Genomic DNA, 23368 nt, shown 5'->3' with positions numbered 1-23368 from the left:
CGGCCAGGTGAAAAACTTTTCCGGGGGAATGCTTACCTGGGATGAAGAATTACAGACAGGGATGGAAAACCCGCTCGAAAACATTAATGACCTGTACAAAAATATACAAATTGGTTTAACGAAGGAAGCGTTTTTAGCTTTCTTTAATAAGGGAAAAGATTTAAATGAAGCAAAGGATAAACGAAGGAGGACAACACAATGTGTAAAAAAAGTCTATTTATTTTAATCGTTGCAGGTATTACTGCAGCAGCCACCATTTTCTGCTGAAAAGCGAAAACGCAAGAAGCCAGGTCAGAGGTAATATTGACCGGGGTATGGCAGCAGCAAAAGGTAAAACAAAGCAGGATGAAGACAACTATTTGAACGAAAAAACGGGTCATTCTGATCCAATGATATAGACGACAACAAAATGGTATCTGAAGGGGCAGTAAATTCTGTCCAATATTTTAATAATACGCAGGAATCCGGCGAAGAGCCTGTAAAAAGCACGCACAAAGATTCCAGCAAATAATACAAAAGCTGCCCTTGCAAAAGGGCAGTTTTTTACTATTTTTATAAGGAAAAGAACATTTCCTGCAGGTCGTTCTCTTTTAATCCCATGATGGATCAAGTACAATGATATAGGATTATATAAATCAAAAGGCGGTTATTATGTACATCATAGAGAAAGAAATAATTCATCAGATCCCAATGCTACATATTTATAAAAAATCTTTAGCTGACAGTCCGGCTCCGGTTGTTATGTTCTGGCACGGATTCTCCAGTGCGAAAGACATAACCTGCCGATTGCTTATCAGCTTGCAGAGAAAAATATACGCGTGCTGCTTCCAGAAGCAATGCTTCACGGAGAACGCTCCGAAGATTTGTCAGAAAAAGAACGGATGTCGAAATTCTGGAAGATTGTCGTTCAATCTGTTAGAGACACCGAAACGGTATACAATGAAATAAAAAGAAGAAACTGGCTCCTGGATGACCGCTTATTTGTTGGGGGCACCTCTATGGGTGCAATCTTAACGTTTGGTGCTCTTAAAGTGTACCCGTGGATTAAAGGAGGGATCAGTCTGATGGGTGATCCAGCCTGGACTGCTCTGGCCCGTGCTCAGCTGGAAGGGCTGAAGCGCAATAACCTGTGGGAGGAATCAGAAGAAAAAACACAGGAAATTCTGCAAGGTCTTCATCCATTTGATCTTTCAACAGCTCCTGAAGCGATAGCGGGGCGTCCCTTGTTTTTCTGGCACGGCCAGGAGGATGAGGTAGTGCCTTATCAATCAGCCTATCACTTGTACAAAACGCTCGAACATCAATCAGCCGCCCCAATGGAATATCATCTGGATCCCAAGGCGGGACATAAAGTTCCAAGGCCGGGGATGCTGCAAATGACTTCATGGGTGGCCAAATACATTTAAGCTGCCGCTGTAAGGGAGGAATACTATGATAACAACGCACACGACGTTATCTCAAGAATTGAAAAAGGTGGGCGTCATTATTTTAGGGGCACTGATCATGGCAGTCGGGTTGAACATGTTCTTGATTCCGGCTAACGTCTTTGCCAGTGGCGCTACCGGTATCGCCCAAATATTATCCACATTAATTCCATTATCGACAGGTATGCTCTTATTTATTATAAATATACCTATAGCTGTTCTAGGCTGGATTCGTGTAGGGAAACTTTTTACGTTTTACAGCTTTCTGCATGTTGCCTTAACTACTTTTTTCCTGGAGATTATACCGATCACTGAATTGTCCTCTGATATTTTATTAAATGGAGTATTTGGCGGTGTAATCACAGCCATTGGGGCGGCAATTGCTCTTAAATGGGGTGCTTCTGCCGGTGGACTGGATATTGTGGCACTTGTACTTGCTCAGTCTAGTGAACGGCCGGTAGGTACGTATTTTTTTATGCTGAATGGCGTAATCGTTATAGCAGCGGGCCTGTTGTTTAACTGGGAGAGCGCTCTTTATACTCTCGTTACACTTTATGTAGGATCACGAGTCATTGATGCGATCCATACTCGTCATGTGAAACTCACAGCGTTTATTGTGACGAAAAAGCCGGACCTGCTGCGTGATGCTATTCATCAGAACATTACAAGAGGGATCACTAGGATGCCGGCTAAAGGCGGATTTGACGCTAGTGAAAAAGAAGTGCTTATGATTGTTATCACCCGCTATGAATTATATGCACTGCAGCAGGTTATACAGGAAGTCGATGAGCAGGCATTTACGAACATCGTGAATACAGCCGGTATCTATGGGATATTCCGAAAAGATAAATAAAAACGTTCTGTTTGTATGAAATCAAGCCGATTTTACAAAAGGATGTGAATCTATGCGATGGCTGATAGTGGGAATAGCTGGATTGATGCTTGTTTCAGGCTGTGGTTCAGCTGACCAGGAAGACACAGAAAGCGGGGAATCATCCGTGCGTACAGATAGTTGGGAGCTTTCAGGGGGATTCGATGAAGAAGAATATCTATGGGAATTTGATTTAACCAATACTTCCGGGGACCCTCTGGACCTTGTTTTTAACAGCGGCCAGGAAATAAGTGTTCTTATCCATAAAAATGGAGAGACGGAGCCTGTTTACAATTATGCAGAAGAAAAGCTTTTTACCCAGGCGATTAAAGAAATAACCATAGGTGACGGAAATATTCGTAAATGGGAAGAAGAAGTTGACTTTGATCTGCTGGAGCCCGGAGAATACACATTATCTTTTGAACTGCTCGTTTCTGAAATCAATGGAGAGCCCCCGGAACAGCCTGTAGAACTGGAAGATTCTTTTATTATAGAATAAACGAAGCATCCACCAACACGGTGGATGCTTAAAATATAGGTAAAAGGAGAGAAAGGATACAGATAGAACCCAGTACAATAAAAACCATATTTTCATTTACATAGCTCAAGATAATAGCAGAGGCAGCACCAACTATTCCAAAAAAAAGAGAGTCCTGTACAAACAAAATGCCGGGAAAAATCAAAGCACCCAGTGCAGCAAAGGGTACATTTCGAAGCGCTCCTTCTATCCGAGGCGGCAGCCTTTTTCCATTCAGAACAACAAATGGAAGCATGCGGGGAATATATGTAACAACGGCCATGCCGATAATAATCCAAAAAATAGAACTACTCATGAACGGGATCCTCCTTTCTGTTATAATCTGGTGCCACCCATTCTATAAGAATGGCAGCGGTGGAGGCAGCGGTGATTATCGCCCAGCCTTCGGGTATAAAAGGATAAAGCAAGCTGTGGATAATTGCTGCTGTTCCAGCGAGAAACAGCACCTTTCGGCTTTTTTTAACGGTGGAAGCAAAAGGGCTAAAAACAAAGCATAGATTGCAAAAGAAAGACTTGTCTGCAAAAAAGCAGGCAGCAGATCACCGGCGCTGTGGCCGGCCACGGTAAAAAAGACCCAGCTGGCATAGGCGGTTAAAAATACACTGTATATGTAGCCGCTGCTTATTTTGTCCTTGTTTGTTGAAGTTACTGCAAATACTTCATCTGTAATACCAAAAGCATAACCGGCTTTTATAACCGGGTGATCCGGCTCCGCTTTTTCATGGAGAGATGCGCTCATTAGAAGATGGCGGATGTTTAGTACAAACGTAGTAATAATAATTTCCAGGGCACCCGTGCCCGCACTGATCAAGCCAAGTGCTGTGTACTGGGCCGCCCCGGCGAAGACAAACGAACTCATCATAAACGCTTCCATAAGCGTTAATCCAGTACTCTGGGCCAGAAAGCCAAATGTTACAGCAGCCGGCATATAGCCAAGAGCAATAGTGCCGCCGTGCTTTAAACCGTTCATTTTACCGGACGCCTGATATGAAGAATGCGTATCCATCACAGCCTCCTTGTCGTATTTATAGTAAACTATTTATGTTATAATATATCAACAGAAGGAGAAACACAATGAAAAAAGACATTAACGCAGAAATCGGAAAAAAACTCCGTGAAATCCGTAATCAGAAAGGCTGGAGTCTGCAGATGCTGGCAGAACAAACCAGTGTCAGCAAGCCTATGCTCGGACAGATTGAACGGGGCGAAACAAATCCTACGGTAGGAACACTCTGGAAAATTGCGGACGGGCTAGGCGTCGCATTTACTTCATTTATTGAGGAAGATAAGGAAGCTGCCAATGTTGTCAGGGGAAAAGATATACAGGCACTGGAAAGCAGAGACAGCCGTTTTAAAGTGAAACCTGTTTTTATGAAAGAAAAAAAGCCCCTTTGGAGGCTTATTTGGTAGAAATGGAGATCGGCTGCGATTATCCGTCAAGAGCCCATCAGGAAGGGGTGGAAGAATATGTTTTTGTGCAGGATGGGAGCATCTGTATAGAGGTAGATCAGGAAAAGCATGGGCTTCACGCTCAGGATGCTATCCGCTTTAAGCAGATAAACCGCATCGTTATGTTAACACCGGAAGTACAGAAGCCGTCTTTACGATGGTAATATTATATAAATAACAGGACGGTTGATTAAAAGCGGAAGCCGTACCGTTTGGATACCACATCATAAAAACCTAAAGAGTTATAAAGTGCTTTCGTTGCTTCATTGTTGATCCCGGTTTCAAGCTCGATGCCTTTTAACTCATTGTTTTCGGCCCAATAAATAATTTTAAGAAGCATTTTTTTAGCGATTCCTCTATTTCTGTGATTTTTATCAACAAATAAATCGTTCAGCCAGATGTACTTTCCTCCCTTATCAAGGGAAATAGAGATATTCATAAAGGCTGCACCCAGTATCGCTCCATCTACATCAGCCACGAACAAATGAGCATTGGAGCCTTCTTCGAGTGTTAAATGGATAGAATTAACCAGCAGCTCGTATGCGTTATCAAGGCCGATGGATTCCATTTGGCCCATAAGCAGGTCGGCTACATTCGTAATCATTTCCTCGGAGGCATCTTTGGGAACTTCATATACTATCATGTGCTGGCTCCTTTCTTAAGCGTTTACTTTTTCCTTCATTATTCTACCACAGGAAAATGGTTTTCTCTTCAGAAAAAATAAAAGCAGGAGATTAACCCTGCCTGCCTGTTTGAACAGAAAAATCAGAAAGTCCGAGCTTCTTATTCAAGTAAACGGCGATACCGTCTTCTTCGTTACTTAATGTTACTTCTGCAGCTGCATCTTTTAAGTCAGGTATAGCATTACCCATGGCCACTCCAATACCTGCTTCACTGATCATCTCTAAATCATTGTCCTCATCACCGAATGCGATAACGTTTTCCATCGGAATATTATAGTGGGAGGTTAATTTGCGCAGTCCTTCTGCTTTATTATTGCCGGTGTTAATAATTTCAATCATATGGTGCGGAGCGCCCCAGGAGCGCTGTTCAATAGCCTGGGAATGATTGCCGGATAATAGTTCTTTTAGTTCTTCGGCATGCTTTTCCTTAGGATACACAAGCAGCGAGGTTGGATCCTTCTGCAGAAGAAGACTTAAATCTCCAAAGGCGGCAGGAGTGCCTCCAAGTGCGAATAAATCAATAAACTGTTCATCGTAATCATCGAGAAACACGTCGTCAGCGACTTCAGCCATCATATTATTCACCTGGAAATAACGACAGGTTTCAATAATCTTTCGTGCTGTATCAAGATCGAGTGGTGAATGGTGCGTTGAAAATCCACTGTTTCCCGGATGGTGGACATAGGCTCCGTTAAAATTAACGATTGGACTTTTTAAGCCAAGCTGCTGATAGTACATTTTGCTTGCGCGGTACGGACGTCCGGTGGCTATAGCTACTTCGTGTCCCGCTTTTAAAGCTTCTTTAATAGCAAAGTAGGTTTTTGTAGAAATGGTTTTATCGTCTTTGAGCATCGTGCCATCCAGATCAATTGCAATTAGATATTTCTCATTTGTCATGTTAATCCCATCTTTCTTCTATAAAACTAGTAATTAATTTCCCTGCTTTTCTATGCTAAAATATAATGGTAACGTTTTATTAGGTCGTAGCTGCTGCGCGTCTAAACCACTGTTTTCTATTTTACTTCAGGAACTGCAGAAAGAAAAGAAAGGCGGGATAGAGTTGCAGGATTACTTCTCCATGTTCTCCTTCCGGGCTGTCTGGACACCAGAACTCATTATCATACTTATTTTATTCATTTTTTTATATTACCGGCTTGTTTATTCCAAAGCGCAGACAGAGCACATAGAATCCCTGAAAACAAAAAGACTGGTTTATTTTGGAGGCGCGCTGACTGCTGTATATTTAGGATGGGGAGGACCCCTTTACACTGCCGGCCATTCCATTATGACATTTCATATGGCGCAGATGGTGCTTGTTTATTTTATAGCGGTGCCTTTGTTTATTCTTTCTGTCCCTCCGGAGGTCTGGAAAAGCATTCTCCAGCGTTTTCAAGGACGCCCGGCCCGAATAGCAGCGCACGTTTTTCATCCGGTCACCGCCCTGCTGTTGTTTAATGCGTTATTTTCTATTTATCATCTGCCCGGAGTGTTTGATTATTTAATGCAGGCCCCTATCTATCATGATCTTTATCAGTGGATGCTCTTTGGAGCAGCTTTTCTTATGTGGTGGTATATGCTGGCTCCAGTGCCGACAACAAATCAGCTGTCGGAATTAAAGAGGATCGCCTATATTTTTGGAAATGGGATCCTTATCACCCCGGCCTGTGCGCTGATTATTTTTGCAGGCTCTCCCATGTACGAAACTTATACGAATGCGGCTGTATGGTCCAACGTTATGGCTTACTGCCTTCCTGCCGGAAGTGAACTGCCTGCAGGCCTTTCCGGCACAGCGGGCGGAGGGCTTCAGTTTATGCAGCCTCACACAGATCAGCAGCTGGCCGGCGTTATGATGAAAGTGATGCAGGAATTTGTGTACGTGTCTACAATAGGATTCGTATTTAAACAATGGCTCAGCAGAGAAAAGCAGCAGGACGGGGAACTCTCCATCAGCGATATTCCTGTTCATCCGCAAAAATAATACCATGAAAATACTGGAGTGAAAAGTGTGCGCCGAATAGTAGTAGCTTGTGTATGGTCAGCAGCAGTTTTATTTCTTGGAGGGTGCAGCTTTTTATTTTCCGGGGCAGAACCGGAAAATGGAACCGACTTAACAGAAGCTGACATGATGATAGAAGATTTTGCCTATACCAATCAGAATAATGAAACAGTAACCAACGAAGATCTGGAAGGAAGCTATTGGATCACGAATATGATTTTTACCAACTGTCCAACAGTCTGTAATTTAATGACACCGAATATGCTGAGCCTGCAGGGGGAACTTGAAGAGGCCGAGGCGGTCATTCCTCTTGTCTCCTTTACTGTTGATCCGTCAAACGACGATCCGGAAACGCTGAAGGCGTATGGAGAAGAATACGGAGCTGATTTGACCAGCTGGCATTTTTTAACGGGATACAGTAATGAAGAAATGCAGGCGCTGGCGGAAGAATCTTTTTTAAGTACGGTACAGAAAGATGAAGAAAATGAGGATATTATCCATCCGACAAGCTTTTATCTGGTTAATCCGGAAGGACAAATTATCCGAAGCTATGACGGGCTTGATAATGACACAGATTTAATTTCAGATGATGTAGAAGCATTAGTGAACGATTAAAGGAGATCCGAGTCTATGAATAAGATAAAAAAGAACCCATTTCTTGCCCTTTTTTTTTCCGCAGTGATTCTGCTGGCTGCGTGTGGAGGGGGAGAGAATATTGTACTGCAGGACCAATCGGGAGAAGACGTCTCTGTTTCCAGCAATGACAGACCAATCGTGTTTTTCCATTTTACAGGCGTTGATTGAGGAGCCTGCCAACAGCAGCTCGTGCAGCTGCAATTACAACAGAGCACCTTTGACGAGCTTGATGCAGACATATATGCATTAAGTACGGATTCACCAGAAAATCATGCCTCTTTCCAAACGTCAGCCGGGCTTTCCTATTCGCTGCTTTCCGATCCGGATATGGAAATTATCGAGAAAGCAGAGATGCAGAATGGCAATACCTCTTTCCGCGGTTTCTCTGTTTTTGATGAGAATGGAGAATTTCTTCACTCTGAACAAAATGATTTGTTTGGCCAGCAGGCACCAGTTATTAGAGAACAAGTAGAAGAAATATTAGAAGAACAATAAAAGAATCCCAGGAGGGGTTCTTTTTTTATACTCTTTTTTTGTATATTTTAATGCATATATGTATAAGCTGATTAAAAACAAATAAGAAACATAACAAGCTAAAAACTCTGTAAAACGCAGAATGTCAAGTGAATCCAATAATCGAAAGGTTAATATAAAAATACAGTTGCATTAATATATATTCACATCTATAATGAAAGATACAAGAAAATGTATAAAGATAAAATGAGGTGCAAATTTATGAAAACTGCTATTATCGGCGCTACCGGCTACGGCGGCATAGAATTGATCCGCCTGCTTTCCAGTCATCCTGACGTAACACAAATAGCTGTCTTTTCTTCTTCTCAACAGGGAGTGAAAATGACAGACAGCTATCCTCATATAAGTGAACGTTTTTTTGAAAGTCTTCAGGATATATCGATAGAGGCTCTGCAGGGATTTGATGTTATATTCCTTTCTACTCCTCCAGGTGTTTCCGCTGAATGGAGCAGCAGACTGTCTGATGCAGCAAAGGTGATCGATCTCTCCGGAGATCTGCGCATAAATGATCCCGCAGCATATGAGAAGTGGTACGGCCGCGGAACCGCCTCGCAGGACGTACTCGATAAAGCGGTCTACGGCTTAAGCGAGTGGAACCGTGAACAAATTAAAAAAGCACAGGTTATTGCCAATCCCGGCTGTTACCCAACGGCTGTCCTGCTGGGTATAATTCCTCTCGTTAAGGCGGGGGCAGTAGATCCGAGTACAATTATTATTGACGCCAAATCAGGAACAACGGGAGCAGGACGCTCAGCGTCGGCTATGACACACTACAGTGAAATGAATGACAATTTAAAAATATACAAAGTAAATGAGCATAAACACATCCCGGAAATTGAGCAGGAGCTGGCCGGCTTTTTAAATAAAGAGGTTACCATTACACTCAGCACTCATCTCGTCCCAATGACTAGAGGGATGATGGCCACAATGTACGCGACTGTACCGGAAGAATTCGACGAAGAAAAAATAAAAGAAATAATGGAATCTACGTATAAGATACTCCGTTCGTACGGATCAGGCCGCATAAGCAAATGCCTTCTACAAGAGAAGTAAATGCGAGTAACTTCTGTGATATTGGCTGGGTATATGATGAAAGAACAAATCGGCTGACTGTCGTTTCGGTTATTGATAATTTAGTTAAAGGAGCATCTGGTCAGGCGGTTCAGAACATGAATATTATGTTCGGGCTGGAAGAGACAGCAGGATTAAACGGCCTGCCGGTCTTTCCATAAGGAGCGAACAGAAAAGGAGAGAAAAAAATGGATACGGCTTCTTCAACAGAAAAAATCGTGAAATTAGACCAGGGGAGTATCGTTTCGCCGAAAGGGTTTAAAGCGGACGGTCTCCACAGCGGCGTAAAGAAAAAGCGCCGGGATCTGGGAGTCATCTACTGTGATACTCCGGCTGCAAGTGCAGGCGTTTATACGCTGAATAAAATACAGGCAGCACCTTTGTATGTAACAAAGGAAAGCATCGCACAAGAAGGCCTGCTGCAGGCTATTATAGTAAACAGTGGAAATGCCAACTCCTGTACGGGGGAAGAAGGCATGCGTGATGCCTATAAAATGAGAGAAGAAGGCGCCCTGGCGCTTGGAATTCCAGAGAACCGCGTAGCTGTTACCTCCACGGGAGTTATAGGGGAAAAGCTCGATATGGAAAAGATTGTTCCTGGTATCCATCAGTTGAAACCGCAGGGAGCATTTTCATCAGCAGATCAATTTAATGAAGCGATTATGACTACAGATATCGTAAAAAAACACAGCTGTTATCAAACAGAAATCGATGGAAAAACCGTAACGTTTGGCGGTGTTGCTAAAGGCTCCGGCATGATCAACCCGAATATGGCAACAATGCTTGGCTTTGTAACGACTGATGCCAATATAGAACCACAGTATCTTCAGCAGGCGCTGTCGGAAGTAACAGACCAGACATTCAACCGTATTACCGTGGACGGAGACACGTCCACTAACGACATGGTAGTCGTTATGGCAAGCGGCCATGCGGATAATCAAACACTGCATCCGGGACACAGCCAGTGGGATACTTTTATAGAAGCCCTCTGTAAAACGAGCGAAGACCTGTCCAAGAAAATCGCACGCGACGGGGAAGGTGCAACTAAATTAATTGAAGTGAATGTCCGTGGAGCGAAAAATGAAGTAGAGGCAGGAAAAGCGGCTAAACAAATTGCTGGATCTGATCTGGTGAAAACAGCTGTATATGGAACGGATGCGAACTGGGGAAGAATTATCGTAGCGCTCGGCTACAGCGAAATTGAATTTAAATCCGGACACAATAGATATTTCATTAGGAAGCATTCAAACACTGAAGAACAGTACACCTATTATGTTTTCGGAAGAAGACGCCAAGCGTTATCTCGAACAGGATACAGTACAGATATTTGTAGATCTGCACGTAGGAAACGCTGCTGGAAAGCATGGGGATGCGATCTGACTTATGAATATGTAAGGATTAATGCAGGATACCGGACGTAAAGGAGAGAGCCATGAGAGAAATAGTGATCGTAAAATGCGGCGGCTCTACAGCAGAAGATTTGACACCCGCTTTTTTGATTCCTTAAAAACGATGAAGGAAAGCGGACTCCATCCTATTATCGTTCACGGCGGAGGCCCGGCTATTAATTCTATGCTGGAAAAGCTGGATATTCAGTCGGAATTTGTGGATGGTCTCCGGAAAACAACAGAACCGGTTTTGGATACCGCAGAAATGATACTGTCTGGAAAAATGAATAAATATTTAGTGTCTAAAATCAAAAAACAGGTATAAAAGCTGTTGGGCTTTCAGGTGTCGATGGTGAACTGCTGCTGGCCGATTGCATAAATGAAGAAAAGCTGGGTCTTGTAGGAGAGATAAAGAAAGTAGAAACATCACTTCTGGATGTAGTAATGGATTGGGGAGCCATTCCAGTCATTGCCCCCAATTGCAGCAGACGGCAATGGAGGACGGCTGAACGTAAATGCTGACAGCGCCGCATCTTCCATAGCAACGGCTGTGAATGCATCGCAGCTGCTGTTTATTACAGATGTAAACGGTATTTACGTTAATAACGAAATAATCCGGGAAATGAATGAAGAAAAAATAGAGGAATTAATCCAGAGCGGTGTGATCTACGGCGGAATGGTTCCGAAAGTGAAAGCAGCGCTGTCAAGCTTAAAAGGAAATATAAAAGAAGTCGTTATTGCCGGTGCCTGTGGAGAACGAACCACATCCGAAGGATTTATTGACGGCACAACGATCGTAAAAACCAGCTGAACAGCTGACTAGAGGAGGCTTACTATGAACCCGCAGCAGACAAAGCAGATGAACGAAGAAAGTACCTTTTCCCTACGTATAAAAAGTGGGAGCTTACATTTGAGTCAGCGGAAGGAACCTATATAAAAGCGTCCAATGGGAAGACATATTTGGACTGTATGGCAGGAATCGGTGTGGTTAACCTGGGGCAACAGTCATCCTTGTTTTAAAAAGCGTTGAAGAGCAGCTTCACAAAGGATGGCACGGGTCTAATTTTTTTCAATATGAAGGTCAGGAAAAAACAGCACAGCTTCTGACAGAACAATCATCCGGGGATATTGTGTTTTTTGCAAACAGCGGTACAGAAGCCAATGAAGCAGCTATTAAGTTGTCCAGAAAATATACCGGACGTACGAAAATCATCAGCTTTGTCCAGTCTTTTCACGGCCGAACGTTAGGAAGTATGGCAGCAACCGGTCAGAGAGCATTCATCAAGGTTTCGGACCTATGCTCCAGGGATTTGAATACCTGCCGTACAACGATGTGAATGAACTGGAGAGTGCCATCGATGAAGATACGGCAGCCGTTATGGTAGAGCCAATACAAGGAGAAGGAGGGGTTGTCCCCGCTTCTTCAGAATTTCTGCAGGCGGTAGAGTCACTTTGCAAAAAGAACGGGGCATTATTTGTAGTAGATGAAGTCCAGACGGGTATTGGCAGAACGGGTGCTTTTTTCGCATACGAGCATGCAGGCGTTTCTCCAGATATCATAGTAGCTGCTAAAGGACTGGGGAACGGTTTTCCGGTAGGAGCTATTATCGGAAAGAAATATTTGGAATCTGCTTTTGGCCCTGGTACGCATGGAACAACGTTGGAGGAAATCCATTAGCGATGGCTGCAGCCCAAGCTACGCTGGAAACAGTACTGTCAGAAGATATTGCCGGGCAGGCAGCAGAAAAAGGCGCCTTCCTGATGGCGGAGCTGGAAAAGAAAATCGGCCGCTTCGACAAAGTAAAAGACATTCGCGGAAAAGGACTGATGGTTGGAGTAGAGCTTCATGAACCAACAGCCGAGTATATAATGAGTATTCAAAAACAGGGAGTTCTTATGATAGGAGCAGGGCCCAACGTTATCAGGCTGCTTCCGCCGCTTACGATAACCAAAGAAGAATTACAGCATGCGGTAAATACGATCGCATCCGTATTAAATAACTAAAAGAAAAAAGGAGGATGGAGAGCATGCAGGGACACATTACGCTGGAGAACGGCGAAATATTTGAAGGAGAACTGCCGGAGGAATTCAGCGGCAGAACGTATGGAGAAATTGTCTTTTTTACAGGAATGACCGGATACCAGGAGGTGCTTACAGATCCTTCCTTTTATGGACAAATTGTTGTATTTACGTATCCATTGATCGGAAACTACGGCATTAATATAACAGATAATGAAAGTATCCACCCTCAGCCTGCCGGAATTGTGGTAAGCACTGCTTCTCAAGAAGCGACCCATTACGAATCAGAAATGACATTTTCTGAGGCCGCAGCAAAAGCAGGCATTCCTGTGATGAGCGGAGTGGACACGAGAGCGCTGGTGCAGAGCATCCGTGAAAAAGGGGATATGGGAGCTGTATTGTCAGAAACCCGGTAAAGATTCAGGAAATGACCTATGAGCCTCTTGGAGAGAAGATGGTTATGGATGACGTATCGGTCACGCAGCCGGAATCTTTCGGAGAAGGAAACTATCATGTTGTAATAATAGATTTCGGTTATAAGCGTTCGATGCTGAAACGTTTGATTGAAAGAGGCTGCCGGTAACGGTCGTTCCTTTTGATACCACAGCCGATGAAATAAAAGATCTGGCGCCGGATGGTCTGCTGTTTTCCAATGGACCGGGTAATCCAAAGCAGATGGCAGAATATCTTCCTCATTACAAAGCGCTGGCCGTAACGTATCCAACGCTTGGCATTTGTCTTGGCCATCAGCTGATAGCACTAGCGTTCGGATCAGACACAGAGAAACTCCGCTTCGGTCATCGGGGGGCAAATCAGCCTGTGCAGGATATGGATTCGAAAAAAGTTTTTATGACATCGCAGAATCACAGCTATGTGGTAAAGGAAACACAATTGACACGAATGAATTCATTGTAAAATACAAAAATATTAATGACGGGTCTATCGAAGGGCTCTCTCATAAATCGCATACTATCATTACCGCACAGTTTCATCCGGAAGCCCACCCGGGTCCGGCAGACAGTGAAGAAATTTTTGATGCATTTGTGGAAGTCCTTCAGACTAAAGGGAGCGAGAAATCCTATGCCTAAGCAGAAGAACATCAAGAAGGTTATAGTGATCGGATCAGGTCCGATCATTATCGGCCAAGCAGCAGAATTTGATTATTCAGGTACTCAGGCCTGTCTTGCCTTAAAAGAAGAAGGTATCGAAGTTATTTTAATTAACAACAATCCAGCCACTGTCATGACAGACGACTTCTGTGCCGATAAAGTATACTTTGAACCATTAACTGTAGAGTCAGTTGAACGAATTATTCAAAAGGAAAAGCCGGACGGATTTCTTGCAACTCTTGGAGGACAGACTGGTCTTAACCTTGCTCTTGCACTGGACGAGCAGTCTATATTGGAAAAATATGATGTAAAAATGCTTGGTACATCGGTTGCTTCGATTAAGCAGGGGAGGATAGAGAGGAATTCCGTTCTCTAATGCATGAACTGGACGAGCCCGTGCCGGAAAGCACGATTTTTCTACCGTACAGGAAGCTTTGGACTTTGCTGAAGAGATCGGCTATCCGATCATCGTACGCCCTGCCTATACGCTCGGCGGCGGGGGCGGCGGAATTGCTTCGGATAAAGAAGAACTCGCCTATATTGCTTCAGGCGGACTGGAAGCAAGTCCAATACATCAATGTCTGGTGGAAAAAAGTATCGCCGGTTTCAAAGAAGTGGAATACGAAGTAATGCGGGATGCCAATGATACATGTATCACTGTGTGTAATATGGAAAACATAGATCCGGTAGGCGTCCACACAGGCGATTCAATCGTTGTAGCACCTTCCCAGACGCTGACAGATGTAGAATATCAAATGCTAAGAGCGTCCTCACTGAAAGTTATTCGGGCGCTTGGCATTGTCGGAGGCTGCAACATCCAGTTTGCACTGGATCCAGACAGCAAACAGTACTACCTGATTGAAGTAAATCCGCGGGTAAGCCGCTCTTCAGCACTTGCTTCTAAGGCTACAGGTTATCCCATTGCGAGAATGGCGGCTAAAATCAGCGTCGGCTATCACCTGCATGAACTGATTAATCCTGTAACAGGGCACACGTATGCGAGCTTTGAACCTGCTTTAGACTACGTAGTAGTGAAATTTCCGCGCTGGCCGTTTGATAAATTTTCCTATGCCGACCGCAGTCTGGAACGCAGATGAAAGCAACAGGAGAAGTGATGGCCATTGAACGAAATCTCGAGGCAGGCCTCCAGAAAGCAGTACGTTCTCTTGAGATCAAACTGGACGGGCTATCTATGCCATCGTTACAAGATCTTGACACAGAAACGTTATATACGAAATTGGATGAACAGACAGATGAACGTTTCTTTATTATTATGGAACTGCTTCGTCATGGAGAAACCATCGACTTGATTCACAGCAAAACGAATATTGATTTATTTTTCCTGCGCTCATTTAATCAGCTGATTAATCTGGAAACAGAGATAAAGCAGAGCGATTGGCAGAATATCGATAAAAAGGAAGAGCTGCTGTCTTTTTAAGAAAAAAGGATTTACCGACAGCTGGATGAGCCGCCAATGGAACTGCGAACCGCTCGACATTTATGAGCAGCGCAAAAGCTGGGGCGTGCTGCCGACTTATCATATGGTAGATACATGTGCTGCAGAATTCACAGCAGAAACACCATACTACTACTCGAGCTGGTACACCCGCAGTGACAGACAGTCCGAGAAGAAAGACAATAAAGTGATCATTCTGGATTCCGGGCCGATCCGTATCGGACAAGGTATCGAATTTGACTATTGTTCGGTTCATGGTGCACGGGCTCTGAAAGAAGCCGGTTATGAAGCAGTAATCATCAATAATAATCCTGAAACGGTAAGCACCGATTTTGAGATGGCGGATCATCTGTATTTTGAACCTATTTCGCTGGAAGATGTGCTGCATGTAGCGGCGGAGGAACAGACAGATAAGATTATTGTACAGCTCGGAGGGCAGACGGGAATCTCGTTGACCGAGGAGCTGGAAAAAGCCGGTATGACTATTCTTGGTACGTCCTTTGACACAATTGACAAGCTGGAAGACAGAGGCCGGTTTTATGAGCTGATGCAGGAAGCGGACGTACCTCATATACCGGGTGTGACAGGGGAGAACAAAGAAGACGTGATGGAAAAAGCAGCATCCATCGGTTTTCCCGTGCTTCTGCGCCCATCTTATGTAATTGGCGGCCAGGGTATGACGATCCTTACCAAAGCGGAGGAATTGCACGATTATTTAAATGAAGAAGCCCAGACGATTGAATATCCTATTCTTATTGACTCTTACCTGCCAGGTACAGAGCTGGAAGTAGACGTTTTAACAGATGGGGAAGATATATACATTCCGGGGATATTCGAACACGTGGAGGAAGCTGGTATTCACTCCGGAGATTCCATGGCAGTAACGCCTCCTTTTACAATCAGCGGGGAAGTGAAGCAATTAGTCATAGAGCATGCGCAGAAAATTGCCCGTTCTATTGATTTTAAAGGAATTTTTAACATTCAGTTTGTGTATGACAAAAATACACTCTATGTGATTGAGATTAATCCGCGGCCTCCAGAACCGTTCCTGTTTTTTCAAAAGTGACAGGGGTAAGAATGATCGATGGTGCTGTCCATCTGCTTCTTGGAAATCCGCTGAAAGAGTGGACTGCAGGAAAAACTGGACTTGAAAAAGAAACATCTTATTATACGGTGAAGGCTCCTGTGTTTTCGAATGACAAGCTTCCCGGTCTTGATCCAATTTTGGAAGCGGACATGAAGTCCACGGGCGAATTAATCAGCATTGCTCCAACGGTAAAAGAAGCCTGCAACAAAGCGTTTGCATGGTCGGAAAGCCAGATTCCGCTTTTATTTAAGCAAAAAGGCAGTGTGTACTGTGATATTGAAGACAGTCAGCTGCCGGCATGCATCGCCTCTTTAGAGAAGTTAAAAACAAAAGGCTACAGCCTCGTATTTGAAGAAGAGGCTTCGTCTTTTCATAACTGGGTTCTGGAAGAAGACGCAGTCGCCTATATCAGCCTGCCGAAAATCGGCTTTAAAAATGGAAAAGATAAACGTCGTGAAGCACTGAAACAAAGAAAAACAATCGTTACGAATGCGAGAACCCTTGAGATTATGGTAGAAGCGATGGGGCATGCTGCCCAGGAACCATTGTCTATTCAGGAACTGCTTGCAGAAGAGACAAAAGCTGATTGGAAAAGAGGTGTTGTAAAATGAATACAGAGACCGCAGCTTCTATAGCTGCCACATTAAAAAATAAAGATCTTCTTACGCTTTTTGATTTTTCTACAGAGGAAATAAAATACCTTCTGACAAGAGCCGAGACGATGAAAGCCGAACAAAAAGAAGGAAAGCTGTCAACGGCATTGGCAGGCAGATCCCTTGGTATGATTTTTGAGAATGCATCGACACGAACACGGGTATCCTTTGAAGTAGGAATGACCCAGCTGGCGGACATGCATTATTTTTAAGCCCCAGAGATCTGCAAATCGGCGCGGTGAATCCCTTCGCGATACAGCAAAAGTGTTGTCGCGGTATGTAGATGCTATTATGATACGTACTAATTCCCATGAAAAAGTGGAAGAACTGGCAGAATATGCGGATATTCCTATTATTAATGCGCTTACCGATCTGTATCACCCCTGCCAGGCGTTAGCAGATCTGTTGACGGTAAAAGAGCACAAAGGCAGCTGGGAAGGTCTGAAAGCTTGTTTCATAGGGGATGGGAATAACGTAGCCCACTCCTGGATCATCGCCTGCACGAAACTCGGAATGGATGCTTCACTGGCTGTTCCGAAGGGATATGAGCCCGATGCCGAAGTATGGCAGAAGATCGAGGAGCTCGCCTTAGAAAAGGGTACGACAGTCACCTGCACAAATGATCCGGTAGAGGCCGCCTCTAAAGCAGACGTGGTGTATACCGACGTGTGGACGAGTATGGGCAGCGAAGCGGAGCAGGATAAACGTTTAAATGATTTTGAAGGATTTCAAATAAATGAAGAGTTGATGAGTCATGCTGCCAGTGACTACATCTTTTTACACTGTCTTCCGGCACACCGTGGAGAAGAAGTGTCGGCAGAAGTCATTGATGGTCCTCATTCTGTTATCTATGATGAAGCTGAAAATCGTCTTCATGCGCAAAAAGCAGTATTGGAAGCTGTTATTAGATAAATTCCTGCAAAAAGAGCGCCATTTTTTAATGGTGCTCTTTTTATTTCGTTTTACGGCAGTTGATAAAGCAGTGATTGAAAATGGTGCTTTGCTTTCCGAACGGGATTCGCTAAAATGGAAGAGTACAGGATGAAGAGTCCGATACAGAAGCAGGTGAAACAATGGTTGTACGAAAGATTATTACAGGAGCTTTTCTTTTCTGTGCGGTCACTTTTGGAACCTTTATTCTTTTTGACCTGGTGTTAGGAATGAATGAAGGTCTTTCCGTTATACTGGCCATTGCCCTGGGCCTTAGTACAGAATTTCTTTACAGAAAATACGCAGTAACTACATTAGGAGGAATAGTATGGATCAGGAATTGAATATGCGTTTTATGGAAGTAGCAATGAGACATGTACAGGAAGGTCAGTTTTCTGAACAATAAGGGAATTGAGCTGGATATGCATGATTTGCAGCCTGCTCTTGAAATGCTGATGCAGGTAATGAGCGAAGCATATGAAATGGGATACGAGGATGCTAAGGAAAATAAATAGATAGAACCTCCCTTAAAAATAGACAGAAATTGAAAAATGAATTAAAATTAGAACCAGGTACTATAATTAAGTATAACCTGCAGGTATTCATATGAAAGCCTGCTGAGGAGAGATAATATATGAGTAATGCTGGAATTTTAGGAATTGGGAGCTACACCGAAGGTCGGGAAGTAACAAACTTTGATTTTGAAAAAACGCTGGATACAAGTGATGAATGGATTCGTACAAGAACAGGCATTGAAAGCAGAATTTTTGCTCCGGACGATGTTGATACGTCGGATATGGCTTATCATTCAGCGAAAGAAGCAATGGATGACGCCGGCCTGACCGGAGAAGATATTGACCTTATTCTTGTAGCAACGGTGACGCCGGATTATCCATTTCCTTCAGTTTCAGCGTTGATCCAGACAAGGCTTGGCGCGGTTAACGCGGCGGCGATGGATATTAGTGCTGCCTGCGCCGGCTTTATATACGGGATGTCTGTTGCTGAGCAGTATATCAAAACAGAAACCTACAAGCATATTCTTGTAGTCGGAGTGGAGAAGCTGACCAAAATCACTGATATGACCGACCGCAATACTGCTGTCCTATTTGGAGATGGTGCAGGAGCTGTAGTTATGGGCCCTGTAGCTGATGATAAAGGAATACTTGCTATTGAACTTGGAGCGGACGGAGCCGGGGCGATGCACATACGCCAGGATCCCCAGATGATTATGAATGGCCGGGAAGTATTCAAGTTCGCGGTGCGCCAGATGGGAGAATCTTCTCTGAGCGTTTTAAAGAAAGCAGGTCTTACAAAAGACGATGTTGACTTCCTCGTGCCTCACCAGGCCAATATTCGTATTATGGAAGCTGCCAGAGAGCGCCTGGAGCTGCCAAAAGAAAAGATGGCGGTAACCGTGAATAAATATGGCAATACCTCTTCCTCTTCTATACCGATAGCGATGGTTGAAGAATTGAAGAATGGAAAAATTAAGGACGGGGATGTTGTTGTCCTTGTCGGTTTCGGATCAGGACTGGTCTGGGGCGCAGCAGCTATACGCTGGGGTAAATAAAAGGAAGAAAAAAAGTGTAAAGGGGAGATGAACATGAGCGGCGAACACCGGGTAGTAGTCACGGGAATGGGAACGGTTAATCCACTGGGTAATGATGTGGAAACAGCGTGGAATAACGTTGTTAATGGAGTTTCCGGTATTGGAGAGCTTACACGTGTAGATAAAGATGAATTTCCTATGAAAACAGCTGCGGAAGTGCAGAATTTTGATATGGAAGCGTATGTGGAGAAAAAAGAAAGTCGTAAAATGGACCGCTTTACTCAATTTGCAGTAGCCTCCGCGAAAATGGCTCTGCAGGATGCGAACTATGAAATTACGGAAGAGAATGCCCCACGTATCGGTGTCTGGATAGGTTCTGGCATCGGCGGCATGGAAACGTATGAGCAGCAGTTTCTGAACTTCCAAAAAAAAGGATATAAGCGGGTTAGTCCTTTCTTCGTGCCGATGATGATTCCAGACATGGCAGCAGGTCAGGTTTCTATATTCACAGGTGCCAAAGGGCTCAATTCCTGTACGGTGACAGCATGTGCCTCTGGAACAAATTCTATCGGTGATGCATTTAAAGTAATACAACGTGGAGATGCGGATGCCATGATCACCGGCGGAGCGGAAGCACCGATCACTAATATGGCAGTAGCAGGATTCTGCTCCGCAAAAGCAATTTCTACTAATGAAGATCCGGCACGTGCATCTCGTCCATTTGATAAAAATCGTAACGGATTTGTAATGGGAGAAGGCGCAGGCATTTTAATATTGGAATCCCTGGAGTCGGCTCAAAAGCGGAATGCTACTATCTATGGAGAAATTGTCGGCTACGCGGGTACGGGAGATGCGTATCATTTAACCGCTCCTGCTCCGGAAGGAGAGGGCGCAGTTCGTGCAATGACCCAGGCAATTGAAGACGCCGGCCTCGTGCCGAAGGATATCGCTTATGTGAACGCCCACGGAACGAGTACAGCCTATAACGATAAGTTTGAAACACAGGCTCTCAAAACCGTATTCAGCGACCACGCCTATGATATGCTTGTCAGTTCTACTAAATCAATGACGGGCCACCTGCTTGGGGCTGCTGGAGGAATCGAAGCCATTTTCTCCTTAAAAGCGATGCAGACCAACACGGCCCCGCCAACTATTAATTATGAAGAACCAGATCCGGACTGTGATCTTAACTATGTTCCAAATAAAGCCCAGGAAACAGAAATAAATGCAGTGCTCAGCAATTCACTCGGTTTTGGCGGACACAATGCCACAATCGTGTTTAAAAAGTTTGCAGAATAACACCGAAAAAAGGAAAGCCTGAGAGGGCTTTCCTTTTTTATAGCTGCAGACGGCCGGTAACAAATTGCAGGGCTTCCTCTTTTGTCTTCATTTCTCCATTAAGAGCGGCTTTTTCCACCTCAAATAAATAATAGCGGAAATCCCGGGAAGGCTTCAATCCGGCTTCGATCAAATCAGACCCGCGCAGAAGGGGAAGGCTGTTCTGCCTGGTGGAGACATAGGCCTGCAGGGCGTCACTGAGGATGTGGTCGGCGCGCGCATATTTGAAATAAGCGGTGACTGCCTCAAGGTCTTCGCTCCGGCAGGAATACAAGGCATGATGAATCGTTCCGGGACGCTGCATATAAAAAGATCTTGGCAGCGTCGACAAATAAATAAAAGATTCTAAAAAACGTTTCTGTTCTTTGGATACAGCTAAAAATCGAGCTTTTGCAAGCAGATCTGATTTCTCCATGTACAGGCAGAGCAGATAATGAAACCACGATTCCCGGTAATAGGGAACAGCCCAATGTTCCAGCATCTTTTTTGCAGCGGTTCCCCAATATGCATAAGGAAGAAAATCGTCCAGGGCATCTAATACAAAAAGACGTTCCAGACTGAAGTAAGGATCTGTTTCCTTAAAAAAAGCTTCATTTCGTTAATCGTTCTGCTGTTGGAGAGCGTTTTAATGGAGCTTCCCGCTTCTTTTACAAGATGTTCGGCGCGGGCATCCATTTGAAAAGAAAGCCGGTATTCAAAGCGCAGGGCGCGAAGAATACGTGTAGGGTCTTCTACATAGCTGAGGTTATGAAGCACCCGAAGTGTTTTTTCTTTAATATCATCCCAGCCATTAAAGAAATCTAGAAGATCACCAAATGTGGCGGGACAGATAGAAGCCGCCATTGCGTTAATAGTAAAATCTCTGCGGTATAAATCTTCTTTAATATTGGAATGGCGCACGGTAGGAAGAGAAGCCGGGCGTTCGTAATATTCCGTTCTGGCGCTTGAGAAATCCACTTTAATCTGCTCGGGAAGGGTAACGGTGGCCGTACCGAACGATTCATGAACATGAACCATACCATTTTTTGCTTCAGCATAGGCGGAGGCGAAAGAAGGCGCATCACCTTCAATAATAATGTCCATGTCTTCACTGGGTCGTTCCATAATTAAATCCCGAATCATTCCTCCGGTAATATAAGCACGAAGCCCCTGCTTTTCTGCTTTTAAACCGATTTCTTCCAACAAGTAAGCGATCGTCGGTTGTAAATACTGCTTAATGTAGGTGGTAATATTTTTCTTTTTCTGTACAGCATAGGCCGTATCCTGCTGCATCCAGTCAATCATATCAGTTCTTGAAATAATCCCGGTAATCGTACCCGAAGATCCGAATACCGGGACCCTGCCTATATTGTGCTCAATCATAAGTTTTTGAACGTATTCTATAGAATCTGTTTCCGCAGCGAAATAAGGATTAGAGCTCATGTATCCTTTAACAGGGGCATGAGCCAATCTATGCTGCATCGCTTTATCAAGATCTCTTCTGGAAATAATACCTTCGAGCTCGTCTTTTTCATTAACGACGGGAAATCCATTATGACCGAACCGCAGCATTAAGTTATAGGCTTCTTCCACGCTCGTATCGGATGTAACGGTCTTAACAGGGTGTGTCATGATCGAACGGGCAGAAGCACTGGGCTCCATACATTCCGGTATAACACGGCACAGCTGGTCATAAATAGCTTCGGGTTCTCCGTGAACGGATAGGCCGGCTGCCCCAAGGTGGCCGCTGCCGCCAAACGGCTTGACGAGCGAAAGGATGGAAAAACGCCGGGTGCGGGAACGTCCAACGATAAACGATTTGTTTTTTGTATGCACGAGTGTGATTACGGCATCTGTATTTATCATTTCCAGCAGTTTTTCCGTAACGGTATTAAGCTGTCCTTCCAGCTGACGGACAGTAATGCGGCAGATAGTAATACGAACACCGTTATGCTCCAGCGTTTCCTGCTGGGATAACAGCTGATGAAAGAGCTTTTGTTGTTTTTTGTTTAACGTTTCTTCATTGAACTGGCGGATAATCTCGAGATTCATGCCGTAGTCCATTAAATACAATACCGCCTGCATGTCTTTTTTGGACGTATGGGAAAACATAAAAGAGCCGGTATCCGCATAAATGCCGAGGCCGAACAAAGTTGCTTCTTCACTGGTAATGTCGAGCTGTTTTTCTTTTATGCGATTAACGAGGATAGAAGTGGCTGACCCCGTTGGTTCCATTATATATTGATAATTTTTCTGCTTTTTTTTAGGAGGAGGGTGATGATCATAAATAATAACAGAAGCCTGTTCTGATAGCATTGCCGTCTCCTCAGCAGAATGGGTGTCTGTTAAAATGCATGTCGTTACATTTCGCCAGTCGACATCGGATCGCTTAATAAAAGAAAAGTGGTCCCGGTATATAGCCAGATAATGACGCACATTTTCCTGAATATCGTCATGGAGAATAACGAGAGCATTTGGATGAAGTTTTTTTGCGGCAACGGAAGAAGCAAGAGCGTCAAAATCGCTTTTATTATGAGTTAAGATTACCTCCATTAGATCAGATCCACTCCTACTTTTTTGTGCCTTTAATATCCATTAATGATTTATGAAGCTCAAGCAGGCCCAGGGAAAGAATGGATTCTGCTGAGTTTTTTTCCG

Annotated in this window: 21 protein-coding genes and 7 pseudogenes; 22 read left to right on the top strand and 6 right to left on the bottom strand. The window is 44.1% G+C overall.

What is annotated here, in order from left to right:
• The 4 genes and pseudogenes from MMY81_RS31305 to MMY81_RS31290 all read left to right on the top strand — a co-directional run.
• Positions 1 to 226: pseudogene (locus tag MMY81_RS31305) on the top strand (hypothetical protein); the annotation flags it as partial.
• 592 nt (positions 227 to 818) lie between these two features.
• The gene (locus MMY81_RS31300; protein WP_252315900.1) at positions 819 to 1406 is read left to right on the top strand and encodes a prolyl oligopeptidase family serine peptidase; all 588 of its coding nucleotides are present in this window, start codon (positions 819 to 821) and stop codon (positions 1404 to 1406) included.
• 25 nt (positions 1407 to 1431) lie between these two features.
• Positions 1432 to 2277: a YitT family protein gene (locus MMY81_RS31295; RefSeq protein ID WP_252315899.1), complete on the top strand. Its 846-nt coding sequence runs from the start codon at positions 1432 to 1434 to the stop codon at positions 2275 to 2277.
• 52 nt (positions 2278 to 2329) lie between these two features.
• The gene (locus tag MMY81_RS31290; protein WP_252315898.1) at positions 2330 to 2794 is read left to right on the top strand and encodes a BsuPI-related putative proteinase inhibitor; all 465 of its coding nucleotides are present in this window, start codon (positions 2330 to 2332) and stop codon (positions 2792 to 2794) included.
• Positions 2795 to 2822: 28 nt separating this feature from the next.
• Here the strand turns inward: MMY81_RS31290 and MMY81_RS31285 are convergent, their stop codons facing one another.
• Together MMY81_RS31285 and MMY81_RS31280 are read right to left on the bottom strand one after the other, a co-directional pair.
• Positions 2823 to 3128: an AzlD domain-containing protein gene (locus MMY81_RS31285; RefSeq protein ID WP_252315897.1), complete on the bottom strand. Its 306-nt coding sequence runs from the start codon at positions 3126 to 3128 to the stop codon at positions 2823 to 2825.
• A gap of 75 nt (positions 3129 to 3203) precedes the next feature.
• Positions 3204 to 3839 (bottom strand): AzlC family ABC transporter permease, encoded by a 636-nt coding sequence (locus MMY81_RS31280; protein ID WP_308215540.1) that lies wholly within the window; start codon positions 3837 to 3839, stop codon positions 3204 to 3206.
• Between the two features lie 68 nt (positions 3840 to 3907).
• Here MMY81_RS31280 and MMY81_RS33645 point away from each other — a divergent pair, with 68 nt between their 5' ends.
• Both MMY81_RS33645 and MMY81_RS31270 read left to right on the top strand, forming a co-directional pair.
• Entirely contained in the window at positions 3908 to 4243 is a 336-nt protein-coding gene (locus MMY81_RS33645; RefSeq protein WP_274622853.1) for a helix-turn-helix domain-containing protein, read from the top strand.
• Positions 4237 to 4446, top strand: coding sequence for a cupin domain-containing protein (locus MMY81_RS31270; protein ID WP_252315896.1), 210 nt, complete (start codon positions 4237 to 4239; stop codon positions 4444 to 4446). The genes MMY81_RS33645 and MMY81_RS31270 overlap by 7 nt, the downstream gene beginning before the upstream one ends.
• 26 nt (positions 4447 to 4472) lie before the next feature.
• On the opposite strand, the gene MMY81_RS31265 is transcribed toward MMY81_RS31270, so the two are convergent.
• Complete coding sequence (locus MMY81_RS31265; protein WP_252315895.1) at positions 4473 to 4925, bottom strand: GNAT family N-acetyltransferase; 453 nt, start codon at positions 4923 to 4925, stop codon at positions 4473 to 4475.
• Between the two features lie 91 nt (positions 4926 to 5016).
• Positions 5017 to 5862: a Cof-type HAD-IIB family hydrolase gene (locus MMY81_RS31260; protein WP_252315894.1), complete on the bottom strand. Its 846-nt coding sequence runs from the start codon at positions 5860 to 5862 to the stop codon at positions 5017 to 5019.
• A 163-nt stretch (positions 5863 to 6025) separates the two neighbouring features.
• Between MMY81_RS31260 and ctaG the strand changes: the two genes are divergently transcribed.
• The 16 genes and pseudogenes from ctaG to fabF all read left to right on the top strand — a co-directional run bounded on the left by ctaG (position 6026) and on the right by fabF (position 20692).
• Positions 6026 to 6943 carry a cytochrome c oxidase assembly factor CtaG gene (gene ctaG / locus MMY81_RS31255; RefSeq protein ID WP_252315893.1) on the top strand — a complete coding sequence of 306 codons (918 nt, stop codon included), beginning with the start codon at positions 6026 to 6028 and terminating at the stop codon, positions 6941 to 6943.
• Positions 6944 to 6970: 27 nt separating this feature from the next.
• The gene (locus tag MMY81_RS31250; RefSeq protein WP_252315892.1) at positions 6971 to 7576 is read left to right on the top strand and encodes an SCO family protein; all 606 of its coding nucleotides are present in this window, start codon (positions 6971 to 6973) and stop codon (positions 7574 to 7576) included.
• Between the two features lie 15 nt (positions 7577 to 7591).
• Positions 7592 to 7765: a hypothetical protein gene (locus MMY81_RS31245; RefSeq protein WP_252315891.1), complete on the top strand. Its 174-nt coding sequence runs from the start codon at positions 7592 to 7594 to the stop codon at positions 7763 to 7765.
• Positions 7766 to 7780: 15 nt separating this feature from the next.
• Positions 7781 to 8092 (top strand): annotated as a pseudogene (locus tag MMY81_RS31240) (peroxiredoxin family protein); the annotation flags it as partial.
• A 240-nt stretch (positions 8093 to 8332) separates the two neighbouring features.
• Positions 8333 to 9363 (top strand): annotated as a pseudogene (argC, locus tag MMY81_RS31235) (N-acetyl-gamma-glutamyl-phosphate reductase).
• Positions 9364 to 9390: 27 nt separating this feature from the next.
• A complete protein-coding gene (gene argJ / locus MMY81_RS31230) occupies positions 9391 to 10623 on the top strand; it encodes a bifunctional ornithine acetyltransferase/N-acetylglutamate synthase (protein ID WP_252315889.1) in 1233 nt (410 codons plus the stop codon).
• The gene (locus tag MMY81_RS31225; RefSeq protein ID WP_252315888.1) at positions 10604 to 10915 is read left to right on the top strand and encodes an amino acid kinase family protein; all 312 of its coding nucleotides are present in this window, start codon (positions 10604 to 10606) and stop codon (positions 10913 to 10915) included. The genes argJ and MMY81_RS31225 overlap by 20 nt, the downstream gene beginning before the upstream one ends.
• A gap of 144 nt (positions 10916 to 11059) precedes the next feature.
• A complete protein-coding gene (locus tag MMY81_RS31220; RefSeq protein WP_252315887.1) occupies positions 11060 to 11401 on the top strand; it encodes an amino acid kinase family protein in 342 nt (113 codons plus the stop codon).
• Between the two features lie 56 nt (positions 11402 to 11457).
• Positions 11458 to 12594 (top strand): annotated as a pseudogene (locus MMY81_RS31215) (acetylornithine transaminase); the annotation flags it as partial.
• A 23-nt stretch (positions 12595 to 12617) separates the two neighbouring features.
• Positions 12618 to 13697: pseudogene (locus MMY81_RS31210) on the top strand (carbamoyl phosphate synthase small subunit).
• Positions 13690 to 16872, top strand: a pseudogene (locus MMY81_RS31205) (carbamoyl phosphate synthase large subunit). Before MMY81_RS31210 ends, MMY81_RS31205 begins: the two co-directional pseudogenes overlap by 8 nt.
• Positions 16869 to 17826, top strand: a pseudogene (argF, locus tag MMY81_RS31200) (ornithine carbamoyltransferase). Before MMY81_RS31205 ends, argF begins: the two co-directional pseudogenes overlap by 4 nt.
• A gap of 161 nt (positions 17827 to 17987) precedes the next feature.
• The gene (locus MMY81_RS31195) at positions 17988 to 18188 is read left to right on the top strand and encodes a hypothetical protein (protein WP_252315886.1); all 201 of its coding nucleotides are present in this window, start codon (positions 17988 to 17990) and stop codon (positions 18186 to 18188) included.
• Positions 18189 to 18266: 78 nt separating this feature from the next.
• Positions 18267 to 18359, top strand: a complete 93-nt coding sequence (locus MMY81_RS31190; protein WP_252315885.1) for a ComZ family protein — start codon at positions 18267 to 18269, stop codon at positions 18357 to 18359.
• Positions 18360 to 18478: 119 nt separating this feature from the next.
• Complete coding sequence (locus MMY81_RS31185) at positions 18479 to 19414, top strand: beta-ketoacyl-ACP synthase III (protein ID WP_252315884.1); 936 nt, start codon at positions 18479 to 18481, stop codon at positions 19412 to 19414.
• 33 nt (positions 19415 to 19447) lie between these two features.
• The gene (gene fabF, locus MMY81_RS31180) at positions 19448 to 20692 is read left to right on the top strand and encodes a beta-ketoacyl-ACP synthase II (RefSeq protein WP_252315883.1); all 1245 of its coding nucleotides are present in this window, start codon (positions 19448 to 19450) and stop codon (positions 20690 to 20692) included.
• Between the two features lie 37 nt (positions 20693 to 20729).
• Here the strand turns inward: fabF and MMY81_RS31175 are convergent, their stop codons facing one another.
• Positions 20730 to 21212: a hypothetical protein gene (locus tag MMY81_RS31175; protein WP_252315882.1), complete on the bottom strand. Its 483-nt coding sequence runs from the start codon at positions 21210 to 21212 to the stop codon at positions 20730 to 20732.
• Positions 21213 to 21265: 53 nt separating this feature from the next.
• A complete protein-coding gene (locus tag MMY81_RS31170) occupies positions 21266 to 23263 on the bottom strand; it encodes a CBS domain-containing protein (RefSeq protein ID WP_252315881.1) in 1998 nt (665 codons plus the stop codon).
• Positions 23264 to 23368: the final 105 nt, after the last annotated feature.

Source organism: Sinobaca sp. H24 (assembly GCF_023845525.1).
This window is presented reverse-complemented; position numbering and strand designations above follow the sequence as displayed.

Excerpts from the sequence above, each read along its gene's own strand:
- MMY81_RS31295 (WP_252315899.1), top strand. The coding sequence starts at position 1,432 with ATGATAACAACGCACACGACGTTATCTCAAGAATTGAAAAAGGTGGGC.
- MMY81_RS31290 (WP_252315898.1), top strand. The coding sequence starts at position 2,330 with ATGCGATGGCTGATAGTGGGAATAGCTGGATTGATGCTTGTTTCAGGC.
- MMY81_RS31285 (WP_252315897.1), bottom strand. The coding sequence starts at position 3,128 with ATGAGTAGTTCTATTTTTTGGATTATTATCGGCATGGCCGTTGTTACA.
- MMY81_RS31280 (WP_308215540.1), bottom strand. The coding sequence starts at position 3,839 with ATGGATACGCATTCTTCATATCAGGCGTCCGGTAAAATGAACGGTTTA.
- MMY81_RS33645 (WP_274622853.1), top strand. The coding sequence starts at position 3,908 with ATGAAAAAAGACATTAACGCAGAAATCGGAAAAAAACTCCGTGAAATC.
- MMY81_RS31265 (WP_252315895.1), bottom strand. The coding sequence starts at position 4,925 with ATGATAGTATATGAAGTTCCCAAAGATGCCTCCGAGGAAATGATTACG.
- MMY81_RS31260 (WP_252315894.1), bottom strand. The coding sequence starts at position 5,862 with ATGACAAATGAGAAATATCTAATTGCAATTGATCTGGATGGCACGATG.
- MMY81_RS31245 (WP_252315891.1), top strand. The coding sequence starts at position 7,592 with ATGAATAAGATAAAAAAGAACCCATTTCTTGCCCTTTTTTTTTCCGCA.
- argJ (WP_252315889.1), top strand. The coding sequence starts at position 9,391 with ATGGATACGGCTTCTTCAACAGAAAAAATCGTGAAATTAGACCAGGGG.
- MMY81_RS31225 (WP_252315888.1), top strand. The coding sequence starts at position 10,604 with ATGCAGGATACCGGACGTAAAGGAGAGAGCCATGAGAGAAATAGTGAT.
- MMY81_RS31195 (WP_252315886.1), top strand. The coding sequence starts at position 17,988 with ATGGTTGTACGAAAGATTATTACAGGAGCTTTTCTTTTCTGTGCGGTC.
- MMY81_RS31190 (WP_252315885.1), top strand. The coding sequence starts at position 18,267 with ATGCATGATTTGCAGCCTGCTCTTGAAATGCTGATGCAGGTAATGAGC.
- MMY81_RS31185 (WP_252315884.1), top strand. The coding sequence starts at position 18,479 with ATGAGTAATGCTGGAATTTTAGGAATTGGGAGCTACACCGAAGGTCGG.
- fabF (WP_252315883.1), top strand. The coding sequence starts at position 19,448 with ATGAGCGGCGAACACCGGGTAGTAGTCACGGGAATGGGAACGGTTAAT.
- MMY81_RS31175 (WP_252315882.1), bottom strand. The coding sequence starts at position 21,212 with ATGCTGGAACATTGGGCTGTTCCCTATTACCGGGAATCGTGGTTTCAT.
- MMY81_RS31170 (WP_252315881.1), bottom strand. The coding sequence starts at position 23,263 with ATGGAGGTAATCTTAACTCATAATAAAAGCGATTTTGACGCTCTTGCT.